Genomic DNA, 16,285 nt, shown 5'->3' with positions numbered 1-16,285 from the left:
CATTGATCGTTATTTTTCCATGGATCAGCTTATTTATCTGGTGAAATGAGTTATTTCTTTTTTAAGTAAAATAAAAATTCACCGCTTGTTTCAGCTGAAGATAATAGTTGGTTACCCGTTTGTTCGGCAAAGACTTGAAAATCAATGATAGAAGCGGGATCAGTAGCGACAATTTTCAGTATTTGTCCGTGAGTCATATCTGTTAGAGATTTTTTGGTGCGTAGTATGGGTAATGGACAAACTAGTCCACGTACATCGAGTTCCTTGTCAAAATTCATACTTCTCCTTTTTTATAAGTAATTTTACTTAATTTTACCGGGTATGGCATAAGGTACCAAATAGCCTGATTTCAGATTGTTGAAACCTCCAGCCGAAGATAAGTTACGATAATGTATTTTTTAATAATTTTATTATATGCCGGTTAATATTCCTCCCTTGTTACCTCAACAATTGTTACCGATTCAGGGCGTATCTCTGGGTATTACTGAAGCAGAAATCAAACGACCTGATCGGAAAGATCTCTTGGTTATTGCGCTTGATGAAAATGTAAAAGTAGCGGGTGTTTTTACCAAGAACCGCTTTTGTGCTGCACCAGTCGTAGTGGCGAAGGCACATCTCTCTGTAGCCAGCTCAATTCGTGCATTGGTTATTAATACCGGTAACGCTAACGCTGGTACGGGAGAAGAAGGTATTACCCATGCACGGGCGACTTGTACTGCGCTGGCTAAGTTGCTTGGCTGCCAGCCCCAGCAAATATTACCGTTTTCCACAGGCGTCATTATGGAGCCATTACCAGTTGACAGAATTATTGAGGGTTTGCCTCGAACAGTGAGCGACCTTAAATGTGATAACTGGTTTGCTGCCGCACAAGCGATTATGACGACCGATATTGTTCCCAAAGGCGTTTCCAGTCAGATTCAAATCCATGGCACAACAATCACGATAACGGGTATTGCCAAGGGATCGGGCATGATTCATCCGAATATGGCAACCATGTTGGGATATATCGCAACAGATGCCAAGATATCTCAATCGTTGTTACAGGAGATGGTGCGCCATGTTGCGGATCATTCTTTTAACCGTATTACGGTAGATGGTGATACCTCCACCAATGATGCTTTGCTATTGATAGCAACTGGCAAGGCAAATCACTCGCAGAGTATTGATCGGGAAAGCCCGGAGTTTAGCTTACTGCAAAATGCAATTACGGAGGTGGCTGTAAGGTTGGCTCAGATGATTGTACGAGATGGGGAAGGTGCGACTAAATTTATTACGGTGCAGGTGGAAAAAGGAAGCACGCTGGAAGAATGCTCTCAGGTCGCTTATGCAATTGCTCACTCGCCATTAGTCAAGACGGCTTTCTTTGCATCTGATCCTAATCTAGGGAGGATACTTGCTGCGATTGGTTACGCTGGCATAGACGATCTCGATGTCAACAATATTCAGCTTTACCTGAATGAAGTTTTGGTTGCAGAACATGGTGGCAGAGCCAAAAGCTATTGTGAGGAGGATGGTCAGCGTGTGATGAAGCAATCTGAAATCACGGTGCGAGTGGTATTAAATCGTGGCGTAGCTGCAACTAAAATATGGACGTGTGATTTTTCTTACGACTATGTGAAAATCAATGCAGATTATCGGAGCTGATTTGTTATGAATGAGCTTGATTTATTCTACGAACGGTTAGATGCACTGCTTATCCGTATCGAAAACGTGCTTCCTGCTAAGCAGCGAGATGCCGATCTTGATTCTGCGATAGCATTCCGATGGCGCAAGCAAGCAAATGCTGGATATCTTCAGCCAGTTACCCATCCTCATAACATCGTACTTGATGCATTACATGGCATTGATGAACAAAAGCAGCTGATCGATCAAAATACGTATCAGTTTGTCCTGGGCTACCCCGCTAATAACGTTTTATTGACTGGATCACGAGGTACCGGAAAATCTTCTTTGGTGAAAGCGTTGTTGAACAAATACGCAAACAAGGGGTTGCGGCTAATCGAGGTAGAAAAACATGATCTCATTGATTTGCATGATATTGTTGAGCGAGTTTTTCAGCGACCAGAGCGTTTTATTTTGTACTGCGATGATTTGTCATTTGAAAGCGATGAACCAGGTTATAAAGCACTAAAAGTTGTTTTGGATGGCTCAATTGAGATGGCATCTGATAATGTGCTTGTTTATGCGACTTCCAATCGTCGACACCTGATGCCTGAGGCTATGCGGGATAATCTTGAGACGCGCCATCTCGACGGAGATATTCACCCCAATGAGACTATTGAGGAAAAAATTTCATTGTCAGAGCGTTTTGGCATATGGCTTTCGTTTTATCCTTTTGATCAAGCACAATACCTGGAGATTGTTCGTTACTGGCTTGCTTTTTACGGTATCAGAAAAATGACTGCACTGGCACGGGAAGAGGCGCTGCGATGGGCGCTTACGCGTGGCTCCCGAAGTGGACGAGTAGCTTGGCAATTTGCACGAGATTGGACTGGCAAATATAAGTTTCATCGTCTTTCTCAAAACAACTCGTTGTAATTTGTAGGCAAGCAATTTCATGACTCAATTTATTCCATTTGTTGAAGTGGCTGCGGCAGTCATCATTCGACCAAATGGTCATTTTCTGCTAACAAGCAGACCGGAAGGAAAGCCTTATGCTGGTTATTGGGAATTTCCTGGTGGGAAAATTGAAGCGGGTGAATCTGCCTTGCAAGCACTTGGCCGGGAGTTGCAAGAAGAGCTCGGCATCCAGATCAAGCAAGCTTATCCCTGGATTACACGGGTATTTACTTATGCGCATGCAACGGTTCGTTTGCATTTTTACCGAGTGGTTGATTGGTATGGAGAACCATTCGGACGCGAGAGACAGCTGTTATCCTGGCAAACGGTCGATAACCTGTCAGTCACACCTTTGTTGCCGGCTAACTTTCCGGTGATGCGCGGACTTGCTTTACCACCCATTTATGCGATTACCAATGCATCAGAGTTAGGTGAAGAAGCTATGCTACATAAGCTTGAGCATGCTTTGCAGCAGGGCTTGAAGTTTTTGCAGATTCGTGAAAAATCGCTGGCAAGTGATAGGTTTTGCTGGTTAGCAAGCGAAATTATCAGGCGCGCGCATACCTTCGAGGCTAAGGTAGTCATCAATAGCGATATTTTGCTATCTCGGGAATTGGGTGCGGATGGTGTGCATTTAACTTCTGCACAGTTAATGTCGCTATCTAGCCGCCCTGATGTAAATTGGTGTGGAGCTTCTTGTCATAATGCTGAGGAACTTTATCAGGCAGAGCGCATCGGGGTGGATTTTGTGGTATTAGGACCCGTCTTACCAACTGTAAGCCATCCCGGATTAACTACATTAGGCTGGCAAAAATTTTCTTCATTGATACGTGATTATTCTTTACCTGTCTATGCGCTTGGTGGCTTGGTTCAGACGGATTTGGCTATTGCCCTGCAACAGGGTGGGCATGGTATCGCCATGTTACGAGATGTTTGGGTAGACAAATGAACGTCATAATTTGAGCTTATTCGCGACTACAAAAATGCAGAATTAACTAAAGGTATCTGATTTGTTGTTGAGAGTCACATGCTCCTCTTCCTGTTCAGCCTCTGATATACGATAAGATTCTGTTGCCCATTGCGCTAGATCATGCATTTTGCAACGCTCAGAGCAGAAAGGGCGATAACGGTTTGTTGTACTCCAAGTTATAGTTTCACCGCATTGAGGGCAATTAACAATAGTTTGTTTCATTACTTTAGATAGCTATAAATTACAGTAAGTTAACTCAAAATCAATATCTTCCTCGTAGACACCCATTTTCTGATCTGATCCAAACGGGATAAAACGGATATTAAGTGCATATTTATTAGCACTGATTTCAGGAACGCACGGAAGTTCCTTATCGATTTTCAGACGCAGCAGATGTGCTAAATGACTAGAATCAGTCTGTTGAAATAAACCTTGGTATGCCGTATGGCGAAAAGTTCTTCCGCTGTTTCTCAGCAGCTTTAATACGATATTAGAACTGCTGCGTATAGGTAATAATGGAGTGATCCATTCATTAAAATCATGATGACGCACTTCTGACGCTATACTTAGCCAATAATGATAGGACGGTAAATCAAATTCACATGCTCCGCCTGGAATGCTCAGGCGTTGTTTGATGCTCATTAACCATTCATTATCACGTAAATGTCCACCTATTCGGCCAGGAATATTAAGTAAATCTTTGAATGTGACTTTAATGTCATTGAGCATGCGGTTTAATGCTTCTTCAGAGATTTCCGGGTTCTTGCGTAAACCTTCCAGCATGCTTCTTTGTCGTTCCAACTCTTGCAGCAAATCCGATTTAATATCAGCCCGCCCGGTTACATCAAGAATCTCAAATAACGCGACAAGTGCAGCATGATGTTCAATAGATGTGTCGCATACTGAAAAGAAATCAACTTTATTAAATAGATCTTCAAGTCGCAACAAAGTGCGAATGCGTTCATTGAGGGGGTGTTCGTAGCAAATCACGGTAGTAGTTATGATACGTAAAGTAATAATAACATAATAGAATCATACGCTATGAGATATCATTTCTGTATGAAAGTTTGATTCTTAAGCTAAAACCAATAAGGTTAGTTAAGCAGGTTTGCTCAATTTGTCTCTTGATAAGGCAAGATATTTCAGATGGAGCATTTCAACTTGCTTATACAGATGATCAAGGTCCTGATCATTGACAATGATATCATCAGCTTGCTCTAGGCGTTCTTTTCGTGAAACTTGTGTTGCCATGATAGCGTGTACTTCTCGTTCGTCTAGTTTGCTGCGTGCAATTGTACGTGAGATCTGCGATGGTTCAGTACAATCGATTACCAAAATTCGATGGACTAGTTTTTGAAAAACCTCTGATTCCAACAGTAATGGTACAACAATGATGATATAAGCAGAGGTCGCTAAGCTAACGCGGCGTATTACTTCATGATAGATAAGCGGATGCAGGATGGCTTCAAGTTTATCCTTGAAAATTTGATCTGAAAACACCAGTTCACGCATTTTATTCCGGTCTAGAGAACCATCTTTAGTAATAAAGTTTGTACCAAATGCCTTTTTAATGACGTCCATTGCTTTGCCTTCTGGCAGCGTTAATTCGTGTGCAATTTCATCCGTATCGATAATGTCAATACCATGCACAGCAAAGAACTTTGTAGCAGTAGATTTACCGCAACCTATCCCTCCGGTTAAGCCAATGATCAAAGGCATGTATTAGAATAAGCCAAGATAAGCGTGGTTGATCTTATTCCCCCAGAATAAGGCGATTAGACCTCCTCCAGCAAGATAGGGGCCAAACGGAATTGTGGTGTTTCTCTGATGTTTCTTAATAATTATCAACATGATACCTATTATTCCTCCCACAAATGAGGAAAACAGAATAACTAATGGTAACATCTGCCAGCCTAGCCATGCACCAATTGCAGCGAGTAACTTGAAATCACCGTAACCCATCCCTTCTTTTCCAGTAGTGAGTTTGAAACTCCAATAAATGGTCCACAGAACAAGGTAACCGGCAACTGAGCCTATGATAGCTGATCGGATATCAATGAAACCGTTATCCATATTAAATAAAAGCCCGATCCAGAGTAAAGGTAATGTAATAGCATCTGGCAATAATTGCCTATCAAAATCTATGAAGGTAAGTGCAATCATTGCCCAAATAAAGAGCAAGGCGGCAAGGGCTGTCAAGCCAAATCCGAAGTGCCATGCAGTAAAACCGCTCATAATACCTGTCAACCCTTCGACAATCGGGTAGCGAAGGGAAATACGCGTATGGCATTGTGAGCAATATCCTCGTAGGAATAAATAACTGATTATAGGAATATTTTCGAGTACGGCAATTCTATGTCCACACTGAGGGCAAGTAGAGCGAGGTGTTGCAAGATTGAATACCGGTAAATTATGAATATTTTCTCCACGTAATTCAGCACATTGTTGGTGCCATGCATGTTCCATCATTCTGGGAAGTCGATGAATGATTACATTCAAAAAACTACCTACCATTACTCCAATAATGGTGCTAAAAGCAATGAAAATTGTCGATGTATTCTGAAAAGACTCGATTAATGTCATGTATTATTTAACAGATTGGTTATAAACAGGAATTAGCCAACAACTTGGCCCATTTTGAAGATAGGTAAGTACATTGCGACAACCATGCCCCCGATGAGTGTGCCAAGAACCACCATGATAACTGGTTCCATTAGGCTTGATAGCGCTTCCACCGCATTATCCACCTCTGCTTCAAAAAAATCTGCGATCTTACTTAACATGGAATCCAGCGAACCAGATTCTTCTCCAATAGCTACCATTTGTAGAACCATGTTAGAAAACACATTTGTCTGCGTCATCGCATCTACTAAACTACTCCCTGTACTCACTTCTATCTGAATTCTTTTAGTAGCATCAAAATAAACGTGATTCCCTGCAGCACCTGCAACTGAATCCATTGCTTCAACAAGTGGAACACCTGCAGCGAACATGGTGGAAAGCGTGCGAGACCAGCGTGCAACAGTCGCTTTTCTGATTACCTCTCCAAAAATAGGTAATCTCAATGCAAGCCGGTCCATAACACGCTGCATAGCAGCTGAACGTTTCCATACATAAAAGAAAGTATAAAGACTAAGCCCAATTCCGCCAAAAATGGCCCACCAGTAATCGACAAAGAAATCCGAAATGGCCATGACTATCAACGTCGCAGCTGGGAGATCAGCTCCAAAATTCTGAAATAATTCTTTGAAGGCAGGAATGACAAAAATCATAATAACTGCTGTAATGATAAAGGCAACTACTATAATTGATATGGGGTAGAATAGTGCAGATTTGATTTTTCCTTTAATCGCTTGAATTTTTTCCTTATAAGTAGCTAAACGATCTAACAACTCGTCAAGAATGCCGGCTGCTTCTCCTGCTGCAACAAGGTTACAAAACAAGGAATCAAAGTAGAGCGGGTATTTTCGAAAGGCATTTGCCAGACTATTCCCAGTTTCAATATCCATTTTTATATCCATCAATAACTTACCAACCGCTTGGTTACTATGCCCCTTACCTACGATATCAAAGGCTTGTAACAAGGGAACGCCAGATTTCATCATGGTGGCAAGTTGACGCGTAAACAAAGTAATGTCTTTATCCCTAATTGTTCCCTTCGATTTTGTTTTGGTAACTTTTGTGACCCGGATACCTTGACGGCGCAGGGTAGATGTGACAACGATAGCACCTGCTGCGCGCATTTCCCCTTTAACTACTTTGCCAGATCTGTCTTTACCTTCCCATGAGAAACTAATTTCTTTGACTTTCTTATCTGGACGTTCCACCACAGTCGACATACCAACTCCTTGTTATCCCAGTATTATTAATAATCCTAAATGTGGTTTTTTAGGATAATTCCACAAAATTTTAAGATTGCTGAGTTTACTAATATTATTAAAAATAGCGTCAAAAATGATCGACGCCATCCTGGGATTTAACGGCAATCATCATCGATTTACTTAGATTCTATAAATGTTCGTTAGATTCATGCTGGATTGCCTTAGCGATACCGCTGGTAACAGTAGGGTAAAGTAATTTGATATGTAGTTCCCGTTTTATGCGAGTGTTTGTTAAACGGCGCGATTCATTCATGAATGACATCAAGCTAGGCGATATATATTTATTTGCTTGAAAGCGAGGAATTCTTGGTGGGCGTGGCAAACCGAAATGATCGGCCACCAGATCAAAATAATCGCCCATTTTTAAATGTGAATCATCACTCGCATGGTAGATTCTGCCTGATTTTCCATAATGAAGTGCTGCAGCAATAATACGAGCAAGATCATCTGCATGGATATGGTTGGTGAAACTGTCTTCATCTGTTGAAAGTACGGGTGTACCTTGTCGTAGGCGTGCAAGAGGCAGGCGATCAGCTGCATAAATTCCAGGTACGCGAATAATGGAAACTTGCACATCGTTGCGTAACCCCCAATTTCTAATTTGTCTTTCTGCATCAACGCGTCGCCATGCACGTTCGTTAGTTGGATTGAGTGGATGGTTCTCGCTTACCCATTCGCCTTTACAATCACCATATACCCCACTGGTACTGATATAGATTAGCCGTTGTGGTAGTATTCTTCTTTTTGCTAAAGTCTGCCGAGTCAGAGCTGCTAACAGATGGGTAGTACGTGAATCTTTTAAACCATAACTGGGCGGCGGAGCTAAATGGAGTATTGCGTGTGCCATTCCCGCAAGTTTATCGAGACTGTCTGGCTGATCAAGATCACCGAGTATGGGTGTAATTCTGTGGGTACGTAATTTGCAGAAATTTTCCGGTTTTCTGCATAAACCTAGTAACCGGTAGCGTTTACGCAGTAACGGCGCCACTCGGAAGGCGATGTCACCACATCCTACAATCAAAAGCATTTTTTTCATTATTACTTATTTTATCAATAGTTTTTTCATTTACTCACGAGAAAATGTCGTATCAAATCATTATTAAGCCGAGTAATCATATTTTTACTGTAGAACCTCACGAAACGATACTTGAAGCTGCATTGCGGCAAGGGTACTCGCTTCCTTACGGTTGCCGTAACGGCTCATGTGGGGCATGTAAGGGAAAAATTATGCAGGGTACTGTTGATTATGGCAGATATAATCAAGAAACGCTTACAGATACTGAAAAGCAGCATGGCTTAGCGTTGTTTTGCTGTGCTAAGCCATTATCTGATTTGATTATCGAATGCCGTGAAGTAGATGCTATTAAGGATATTAAAATCAGGATAATGCCAAGTCGCGTGCACAAGCTGGAACGCGTTGCACCTGATGTGATGATCATTTACTTGAAATTACCCACAAACGAGCGATTACAATTTCTTCCAGGTCAATATATCGATATTCTATTGAAAGATGGAAAGCGTCGTAGTTTTTCGTTGGCAAATGCACCCTATGATGACGAATTTTTGCAAATTCATGCACGTAAGTATCCTGGAGGGGTATTTTCGGAGCATGTTTTCTCGCATATGAAAGAGAGGGATATCCTTCGTTTCGAAGGTCCCCTCGGTTCTTTTACCCTGCGCAATAACTCTGTTGATATCCCTATTATTTTTCTTGCTAGCGGTACTGGTTTTGCTCCTGTAAAAAGCATACTCGAGCATATTTTTTATACTGAAAACATTTATAAGTACAACAGAAAAATGACGCTTTACTGGGGAGTGCGCACGAAGGCAGATCTTTATCTAGAGAAATTACCAAAAGAATGGGAACAGCAACATAAAAACTTTACTTTCATTCCAGTATTGTCGGATGCACTACCGACAGATAACTGGACGGGTAGGACTGGATTGGTGCATAGAGCAATTCTTGAGGATTTCGAGAATTTAGCAAACTACCAAGTATACGCTTGTGGCTCACCGCTTATGATTAAAGCTGCTTATCAAGATTTTACACAATTGAGAAATCTGCCGGCTGAAAATTTCTTCTCTGATATATTTTCACCATCGACAGGCAATCCTGTCGAATAAATTTATATATTCAATTTCTTTAATGTGAACCCTAATCCTTTGTGATAATGATCTGCAGCTAACTCAGGCTTATCTAGCTTTTCGAATAATTGCGCTAAGGCAAGATGAGCGGCACGGCTTGACTCAATCGACAAGCTTGCTTCAAGGTAATTCTGCGCTTTACCCCATAATTCACAGTAAGTACATAATTTTCCAAGTGTTAGTAATAATTCAGCATTGTTAGGATGCTTTCTTAGCCAGCCTTCCGCTCGCTGGATTTGCCAGCTTACACTGCCATCCAAGCATTTGGCATAAAGTGAGATCAGTTCGGCATCCAATTTATTATCAATGCTTTGTTCAATAATTTTTTGAGCAGTTGATACCTCATTCAATGCCATGTAAGCACGAGCAGCAGTTGCAGCTAATCTGCTATCAAGTTTTTCTGCTGGAGATAAATTGTTCCAGTATTTATTAAGTAATTCTAAATTCAATGCATGTTTCTTAATATTCTCTAAATGAGCACGATGCTTAATTTGTTCAATTAATGTCTTATCTATGGGGTAGCGTTTTTCAAGAATATTCGTCAATTCTAGAACTGCATCCCAATTTTGGGCCATCTGCTGCGCTTTTAATTCCAATTGAAGGACAGCTGTACTTTGTAGCCCACCAATTGAATAAAGGGATCGTAAGGCATTTAAGACTTCTTCATGACGTCCCTCTTCAAGCAATAGTTCTGCTTGAGTTACAAGCCTTAGCGCTTTTTCTTGGGGAGCCTTTTGTTCCGAAATGTCTAGATAATGGTCGCGTTGTGAATAGTTTGCTTGATGATGGGCTGCACGTGCTGCAATAGCTGCGTTAATCGCGCTAATAACAGGAGGGCTTTTTAGTTTTAATACTGTCGCTGCAGCTTTCTCGGCTTTATCATATTGCTCCTCAAAAAACGCTTTCACAGCAGCAAGCATTGTTTCATTAATTTTTTTATGATGTAACTGTCTATTTAATCCTAATACTCTTGCTATCAGCCTGACTAACAAATAGAAAATAAAGAAAGCAGTAATCAATGAAATGATAAAAATATTAATCGTCAGCTCAATCCTATAAGGTGGCACGATCATTAATACAGAACCGCTATCATGTTGAGCGGCGATCACAATAGCCACTGCTGTAGCAAATAGAGCTAACACCCAGAGCACCAATTTCATTTACTCTCCTCATTACGTTTAGGCTGATAAATGTGCACTATATCAAGACGTTCTGAAACATTTGATAGCGCCTTATCAATTGTATAATCATGTATTTGATCTAATTGATTAAGTAGATCGGTAACAGATTCTGCTTGTTTGTCATAATGGCGATTGACCAATTTTGTTGCAGTTTCCAGATTTGTCTGGAAGTTTGTTTGATCATAAGAAAGAAGGGAAAATTGCGCCAATAACAATTGTAGTTTTATCTTTTCTCGTAGAAGCTCACGTTGAGAAGGGGATAGCAATTCAATTTCTGGATTATCAATTTTCTGAATAATTATAAATTGCTGAAGATCTCTCCAAATATCATTAATGAGTTTATAGCAACGATTATCTTGTAATGCGTGCTGTTCAAACGGAAGATTAACTTTTATTAAATGAGCATCCATCGCTAAAGGTAATGCATCAATCTTTTCGAGCAAATTTGAGAGCTTCTCTAGCGCTTCTTGTTGCTCGGGAGAGGCAATCACTTCTGCATGCAGTTTATTCAGTCTATTCAGTCGCTGCTGGGTTTCATGTATAGCAGCTTGCACTTCAGCGATAAGCTGGCGTGGTCTCTTACCCAGAAAGTCAACGTTAGTTAAATATCCAGCCATGGATCGCTGAATATCGATGATGTAGTCTCGCCTATCTGCCCATTGCCATGCCAAGAAAGCGATCGTTATAAAAATAACAAACAATAGAATCGAACCACTCAGGTGGGATGATTTTGGTGGGGCCGTTTTAATCTCTCTATTCATGATTTTCGAGAAGCTATGCTTGATTTTTAATTGATAGAAAATATTCCAGCAATCCTTGTACTAATCCATCATCTCCAGCAGCAGTAACGTGTATATTTGTAAGACCAAGTTCTTTTGCAACATAAGCGATTCGTTCATGCGCAGTAAACAAAGGGGTTTTTTTTAGCAATTGTTGGCCAACTTTACCTATCATGTCAAATAAATTATGCAGCCCTTCACTGCTTGTCACTGTAACGGCGTGTAACGCATTATTTGACCAGCTATCCAACAGTAGGGATGCGTCTGTTTTAGGTTTGTCACGACGATAGCATTCAACATATTCTAATCGAGCCCCTCGTTGAATCAAGGTATCACCCAATAATCTTCGTCCATCATTCCCACGAAAAATAACAATGTTTTTATCTGGCACTTGCTGTAATTCCGGCATTTCAAGCAAGGCTTCGCTGTCATGGCGGCAAGTTGGCACGATAATGTCATTTATTCCATACTGTCTGAGCTTATTAGCGCTTCCTTCTCCTACTACAGCAATTTTCAGGTTTGGTGGCAATGTTCTATGAGCCTGGATCAGACGGATTGCTTTATCAACAGCATTTGGACTAACAAAAATTGCCAAATCAAATTCATCGAGACGGTCAATAGCCTTTAGAAGATGCTGAGGATTATTTGTGTCGGATATCTCCAGAACAGGAAATAATACCGGATTGCCACCCCTCTTCCTGATTTCATTAACCAGATGAGTGGCTTGATGTGCCGGGCGTGTGACTAAAACGTATAACCCTGCTAATGTTTGCGTTTCTGGCAAGCTGCACCTTCAATCATGGGGTTGTGCTAAGGCTGCTAAAATTTCATCAGCGCCTTGTTTCTTGAGACTCTCTGCTAATTGCTGACCAAGTGCAACACCCGCTTCCGGCTTACCGTTTAATTGATCACTTATCATGTTCGTTCCATCGGGATTAGCTACAAAACCCCGCAAAGTGAGTACATCATCCGTGATTTCTGCAAATCCTCCTAGCGGCACTTGGCAACTACCTCCCAATACGCGACTCATTGCTCGCTCTGCTTCAACACAATATGCTGTTTCAACATGATGTAAAGGTTGCATCAGTAATGCCAAATCAGCTCGATCATTGCGGCATTCTATGCCAAGTGCACCTTGACCAACTGCAGGTAAGCTTATTTCAGGTTCAAGTATTGAAGAAATCCGATAAGTCAGTTCCAAGCGCTTTAGTCCGGCTGCTGCTAGAATGATGGCGGTAAATTGACCCTCATCCAGTTTCCGCAAGCGGGTCTGAACATTTCCACGCAAGGATTGAACTTGCAAATGTGGGTATCGTGCGCGTAACTGAGACTCGCGCCTTAAACTAGAGGTTCCGACTACACTACCGGCAGGCAATTCGTCAGGGTGAGTATATTTGTTTGAAACAAAAGCATCACGGGGATCTTCACGTTCAGCAATAGCAGCCAGCATAAATCCTGATGGCATGTTCATCGGCACATCTTTCATGGAGTGAACGGCAATATCTGCACGGCCATCTTCCAGAGCTTGTTCGAGTTCCTTGATGAATAATCCTTTGCCACCAATTTTTGAAAGAGAGACATCAAGAATTTGATCGCCTTGTGTGGTCATGCCAAGTATGTTGATTTCGGTTTGCGGGTATAATTCACGTAATTTTTCCCGAATAAAATTTGCTTGCCACATGGCAAGAAGACTTTCACGTGAAGCAATGGTAATTTTAGAAGGGGGGGTAAATAAATTTGACATTGATCTTAATATGAAAAGATTACAAAACTTTCAGACACGAATCATTTTAGCATGGACGATCATAATATAGACTGTAGCATGCGTGAATAACCAAAGTTTTAGTAGATGGGAGATACATTGAGATGAGTTCTGACGCTGTCGTAAGCGTTTATTCTGACAATAATATGAGCGAGGAAAAGGATAAGCCTTTACGTGAGGACATTCGTATGCTTGGGCGCATGCTGGGGGATACTTTGCGGGAGCAGGAGGGGGATGCGACGTTTGAATTGGTCGAAACTATTCGCCAAACGGCAGTTCGCTTTCGTCGTGAACAAGATCCCAAGGCGCGACAAGAGCTTGACGCGATCTTGAATCGATTAAGCAATAAGGCGACTATCGCCGTTGTACGTGCATTTAGTTACTTTTCACTGCTTTCCAATATTGCGGAAGATCTGCACCATAACCGTCGGCGACGTGCTCATTTGCGTCAAGGCTCTTCACCTCAACCTGGCAGTGTTACGCTCGCACTGGAACGTGTGCTGGCAAGTGGCATAGATAACACAAGTTTGGGTAATTTTTTTGCTAAAGCCATGGTATCACCGGTATTGACGGCTCATCCTACCGAAGTTCAGCGCAGGAGCATACTCGATTGTCAATTGACTATTCAACGCTTACTGCAGGAACGTGATCGCATCCAGCTCACTCCTAACGAATTGCGTCACAATGAAGAAGCATTGCGTGCTGCCATTCAGATCTTATGGCAAACCCGTATGCTGCGGTCGGTACGTCTTACCGTTCATGATGAAATCGAAAATGGCCTGATTTATTATACGTATACCTTCCTGAGTCAGATACCTTATATCTATGCAAAGATTGAGGATTTGCTGGAGCGTCACCTGGGTAGAGATGCCCCTCGTATCGCATCTTTTTTGCGTATTGGAAGCTGGATAGGCGGAGATCGCGATGGAAACCCTTTTGTTACGCATCAGGTCATGTTGCATGCAGCAGAGCGTCATGCTGCCCTCGTGTTGGATTTTTATATGGACGAAGTCAGCAAGATTGGCCAGACCATGAGTCTGACTGAGCGCCTGATCAAAGTAAGTGATGAACTTGAACAATTAGCAGCCGCCTCGCCAGATATTCCCGCTAGTCGCGTCGATGAACCGTATCGACGAGCATTTCTCGGCATTTATGCACGTTTGGCTGCAACAAGTCAGCAACGCGGTTTTGCAGTGATGCAACGACAGCATGTTAATCCAACAGAACCTTATGCAGATAGCGCAGAGTTTGTGCATGAACTTGATATCGTGATCAATTCACTCAAACAGCACAAATCAGATTGGCTGGCGCGGGGGGCATTGCGAAATTTACGTCGGGCGGCTGATGTATTTGGATTCCACCTTGCATCACTCGATATGCGGCAGCATAGTAAAGTGCATGAACAGGTTATTGCGGAGTTATTTGCGTGCAGCACACATCGGGATAATTATCTCGAGCTGTCGGCAACTGAGCGCATGAAATGGCTGTTACGGGAAATCAGTAGTTTGCGACTACTCCATTCACCCTATTTGAGCTACTCCGAAGCAACACAAAGTGAATTGAGAATTTTGCAAATGGCAGCAGAAATCCAGCGCCGTTTTGGTCATACTGCGCTGCCGAATTACATTATTTCCATGACAACAGGTGTCATTAATATCCTGGAGGTCGCGCTATTATTGAAAGAGGTTGGTCTACTCCAGGCTGGCGAGAATCCGCAGTTGGGCCTGAATATTATTCCTTTGTTTGAAACCATTGAGGATTTGCGCAATTGCAGCATCATCATGGATGAATTATTTTCGTTGCCATACTATCGTAAACTGCTGGATTCTCGTGGGAATGTGCAGGAAGTCATGCTCGGTTATTCGGATAGTAATAAAGATGGTGGTTTTCTTACTTCCAACTGGGAAATATACAAAGCTGAAATTCAATTGACGAAAGTTTTTGCCAAGCATAAGGTGGAACTACGTTTGTTTCACGGGCGAGGGGGGACTGTTGGACGGGGTGGAGGGCCTAGCTACCAGGGGATCATGGCTCAACCACCGAAAAGTGTTAATGGACAGATACGGCTGACCGAACAGGGAGAGGTTGTGGCGAGCAAATATACGGATCCTGAAATAGGACGCCGCAATCTTGAAACACTGGTTGCCGCAACGATTGAAGCGACATTGATGAGTCCTGATGCAATTCGGGAAAATGCTGCAGAGTATTACCAAGTAATGGAAACACTCTCATCCACTGCATTTGCAGTCTATCGAAATCTGGTATATGAAACGCCAGGTTTTAAACAATTTTTCCAGGAATCAACTCCGATTCGGGAAATTGCCGGGCTGCATATTGGCAGTCGGCCTTCTTCCCGAAAACCTTCTGATCGAATTGAAGATTTACGGGCTATTCCATGGGTGTTCAGTTGGAGTCTCAATCGTACAATGCTTCCAGGGTGGTATGGTTTTGGCTCGGCGATTGAAGCATTTGTTCAGCAAGCGCAAGGAGAGGAAGCAGGGTTAAAATTATTGCAGGAAATGTATCAAAAGTGGCCATTTTTGCAGACATTGTTGTCGAATATAGACATGGTATTGGCAAAAACCGATATGGGGATTGCTTCACGCTATGCTGAATTAGTCACTGATGTGACATTGCGTACCCAAATCTTTGGGCGCATTCAAGCAGAATGGGAGCGTAGCGTAAAATGGTTATTTGCAATAACGGGGCATACAGAGTTGCTACAGGAGAATCCTACCTTGTCGCGCAGCATTCGTATTCGTACTCCTTATATAGACCCGCTTAACCATTTACAAATTGAGTTGTTGCGTCGTTATCGTGCTGGTGATGATGTAGAGCAAGTACATCGCGCTATCCATCTTACGATTAATGGCGTTGCAGCAGGGCTTAGAAATACGGGTTAAGCCAGGAAGTTGATGATTAAAATTTGTTCTCTTGAGGGTAATTCAGGAAGAGGCTCAAGCATCAGCAACTCGATGGAATCAGAGGTTGCGAAAAAAATCGTAGCG

The 16,285-nt window shown here is 42.2% G+C and carries 16 protein-coding genes; 5 read left to right on the top strand and 11 right to left on the bottom strand.

What is annotated here, in order from left to right:
- Nucleotides 1-50: 50 nt before the first annotated feature.
- Entirely contained in the window at nucleotides 51-278 is a 228-nt protein-coding gene (locus tag BLV54_RS02805; protein ID WP_090567469.1) for a sulfurtransferase TusA family protein, read from the bottom strand.
- A 136-nt stretch (nucleotides 279-414) separates the two neighbouring features.
- Here BLV54_RS02805 and argJ point away from each other — a divergent pair, with 136 nt between their 5' ends.
- From argJ to BLV54_RS02790, 3 genes are read left to right on the top strand one after another with little or no spacing between them, the layout of a single operon-like run.
- Entirely contained in the window at nucleotides 415-1,644 is a 1,230-nt protein-coding gene (gene argJ / locus BLV54_RS02800) for a bifunctional glutamate N-acetyltransferase/amino-acid acetyltransferase ArgJ (RefSeq protein ID WP_090567466.1), read from the top strand.
- A gap of 6 nt (nucleotides 1,645-1,650) precedes the next feature.
- A complete protein-coding gene (locus BLV54_RS02795) occupies nucleotides 1,651-2,538 on the top strand; it encodes an ATP-binding protein (RefSeq protein ID WP_090567463.1) in 888 nt (295 codons plus the stop codon).
- A gap of 19 nt (nucleotides 2,539-2,557) precedes the next feature.
- Entirely contained in the window at nucleotides 2,558-3,508 is a 951-nt protein-coding gene (locus BLV54_RS02790; protein ID WP_090567460.1) for a Nudix family hydrolase, read from the top strand.
- 42 nt (nucleotides 3,509-3,550) lie between these two features.
- Here the strand turns inward: BLV54_RS02790 and BLV54_RS02785 are convergent, their stop codons facing one another.
- The 6 genes from BLV54_RS02785 to BLV54_RS02760 form a co-directional block, all read right to left on the bottom strand.
- Complete coding sequence (locus BLV54_RS02785) at nucleotides 3,551-3,751, bottom strand: DNA gyrase inhibitor YacG (protein WP_090567457.1); 201 nt, start codon at nucleotides 3,749-3,751, stop codon at nucleotides 3,551-3,553.
- Nucleotides 3,752-3,763: 12 nt separating this feature from the next.
- Nucleotides 3,764-4,519 (bottom strand): cell division protein ZapD, encoded by a 756-nt coding sequence (gene zapD, locus BLV54_RS02780; RefSeq protein WP_090567455.1) that lies wholly within the window; start codon nucleotides 4,517-4,519, stop codon nucleotides 3,764-3,766.
- Nucleotides 4,520-4,627: 108 nt separating this feature from the next.
- On the bottom strand, nucleotides 4,628-5,248 hold the full coding sequence (gene coaE, locus BLV54_RS02775; RefSeq protein ID WP_090567451.1) for a dephospho-CoA kinase: 621 nt from the start codon (nucleotides 5,246-5,248) through the stop codon (nucleotides 4,628-4,630).
- Between the two features lie 3 nt (nucleotides 5,249-5,251).
- Nucleotides 5,252-6,112 (bottom strand): prepilin peptidase, encoded by an 861-nt coding sequence (locus tag BLV54_RS02770; protein WP_090567448.1) that lies wholly within the window; start codon nucleotides 6,110-6,112, stop codon nucleotides 5,252-5,254.
- Between the two features lie 32 nt (nucleotides 6,113-6,144).
- A complete protein-coding gene (locus BLV54_RS02765) occupies nucleotides 6,145-7,368 on the bottom strand; it encodes a type II secretion system F family protein (RefSeq protein ID WP_090567445.1) in 1,224 nt (407 codons plus the stop codon).
- Nucleotides 7,369-7,537: 169 nt separating this feature from the next.
- A complete protein-coding gene (locus tag BLV54_RS02760) occupies nucleotides 7,538-8,446 on the bottom strand; it encodes an SDR family oxidoreductase (protein ID WP_090567442.1) in 909 nt (302 codons plus the stop codon).
- Nucleotides 8,447-8,490: 44 nt separating this feature from the next.
- On the opposite strand from BLV54_RS02760, the gene BLV54_RS02755 reads away from it, so the two are divergent.
- The gene (locus BLV54_RS02755; protein ID WP_090567438.1) at nucleotides 8,491-9,534 is read left to right on the top strand and encodes a CDP-6-deoxy-delta-3,4-glucoseen reductase; all 1,044 of its coding nucleotides are present in this window, start codon (nucleotides 8,491-8,493) and stop codon (nucleotides 9,532-9,534) included.
- Between the two features lie 2 nt (nucleotides 9,535-9,536).
- Here the strand turns inward: BLV54_RS02755 and BLV54_RS02750 are convergent, their stop codons facing one another.
- Genes BLV54_RS02750 through hemC form a run of 4 tightly spaced genes read right to left on the bottom strand, consistent with a single transcriptional unit; the run spans nucleotide 9,537 to nucleotide 13,259 of the window.
- Nucleotides 9,537-10,715 carry a heme biosynthesis HemY N-terminal domain-containing protein gene (locus tag BLV54_RS02750; RefSeq protein WP_090567435.1) on the bottom strand — a complete coding sequence of 393 codons (1,179 nt, stop codon included), beginning with the start codon at nucleotides 10,713-10,715 and terminating at the stop codon, nucleotides 9,537-9,539.
- Nucleotides 10,712-11,497, bottom strand: coding sequence for a uroporphyrinogen-III C-methyltransferase (locus BLV54_RS02745; protein ID WP_090567432.1), 786 nt, complete (start codon nucleotides 11,495-11,497; stop codon nucleotides 10,712-10,714). The genes BLV54_RS02750 and BLV54_RS02745 overlap by 4 nt, the downstream gene beginning before the upstream one ends.
- A gap of 13 nt (nucleotides 11,498-11,510) precedes the next feature.
- Complete coding sequence (locus BLV54_RS02740; RefSeq protein ID WP_090567429.1) at nucleotides 11,511-12,299, bottom strand: uroporphyrinogen-III synthase; 789 nt, start codon at nucleotides 12,297-12,299, stop codon at nucleotides 11,511-11,513.
- 9 nt (nucleotides 12,300-12,308) lie between these two features.
- Complete coding sequence (hemC, locus tag BLV54_RS02735; protein WP_090567426.1) at nucleotides 12,309-13,259, bottom strand: hydroxymethylbilane synthase; 951 nt, start codon at nucleotides 13,257-13,259, stop codon at nucleotides 12,309-12,311.
- Nucleotides 13,260-13,381: 122 nt separating this feature from the next.
- On the opposite strand from hemC, the gene ppc reads away from it, so the two are divergent.
- Nucleotides 13,382-16,180, top strand: a complete 2,799-nt coding sequence (ppc, locus tag BLV54_RS02730; RefSeq protein ID WP_090567423.1) for a phosphoenolpyruvate carboxylase — start codon at nucleotides 13,382-13,384, stop codon at nucleotides 16,178-16,180.
- The last annotated feature ends 105 nt before the right edge of the window (nucleotides 16,181-16,285 follow it).

This window comes from Nitrosomonas sp. Nm33 (genome assembly GCF_900107265.1).
Lineage (GTDB): Bacteria > Pseudomonadota > Gammaproteobacteria > Burkholderiales > Nitrosomonadaceae > Nitrosomonas.
This window is presented reverse-complemented; position numbering and strand designations above follow the sequence as displayed.

Bases quoted from the DNA above. Each gene is read 5' to 3' on its own strand.
- BLV54_RS02795 (WP_090567463.1), top strand. From the start codon at position 1,651: ATGAATGAGCTTGATTTATTCTACGAACGGTTAGATGCACTGCTTATC.
- argJ (WP_090567466.1), top strand. From the start codon at position 415: ATGCCGGTTAATATTCCTCCCTTGTTACCTCAACAATTGTTACCGATT.
- BLV54_RS02805 (WP_090567469.1), bottom strand. From the start codon at position 278: ATGAATTTTGACAAGGAACTCGATGTACGTGGACTAGTTTGTCCATTA.
- hemC (WP_090567426.1), bottom strand. From the start codon at position 13,259: ATGTCAAATTTATTTACCCCCCCTTCTAAAATTACCATTGCTTCACGT.
- ppc (WP_090567423.1), top strand. From the start codon at position 13,382: ATGAGTTCTGACGCTGTCGTAAGCGTTTATTCTGACAATAATATGAGC.
- BLV54_RS02750 (WP_090567435.1), bottom strand. From the start codon at position 10,715: ATGAAATTGGTGCTCTGGGTGTTAGCTCTATTTGCTACAGCAGTGGCT.
- BLV54_RS02760 (WP_090567442.1), bottom strand. From the start codon at position 8,446: ATGAAAAAAATGCTTTTGATTGTAGGATGTGGTGACATCGCCTTCCGA.
- coaE (WP_090567451.1), bottom strand. From the start codon at position 5,248: ATGCCTTTGATCATTGGCTTAACCGGAGGGATAGGTTGCGGTAAATCT.
- BLV54_RS02745 (WP_090567432.1), bottom strand. From the start codon at position 11,497: ATGAATAGAGAGATTAAAACGGCCCCACCAAAATCATCCCACCTGAGT.
- BLV54_RS02785 (WP_090567457.1), bottom strand. From the start codon at position 3,751: ATGAAACAAACTATTGTTAATTGCCCTCAATGCGGTGAAACTATAACT.
- BLV54_RS02770 (WP_090567448.1), bottom strand. From the start codon at position 6,112: ATGACATTAATCGAGTCTTTTCAGAATACATCGACAATTTTCATTGCT.
- BLV54_RS02765 (WP_090567445.1), bottom strand. From the start codon at position 7,368: ATGTCGACTGTGGTGGAACGTCCAGATAAGAAAGTCAAAGAAATTAGT.
- BLV54_RS02755 (WP_090567438.1), top strand. From the start codon at position 8,491: ATGTCGTATCAAATCATTATTAAGCCGAGTAATCATATTTTTACTGTA.
- BLV54_RS02790 (WP_090567460.1), top strand. From the start codon at position 2,558: ATGACTCAATTTATTCCATTTGTTGAAGTGGCTGCGGCAGTCATCATT.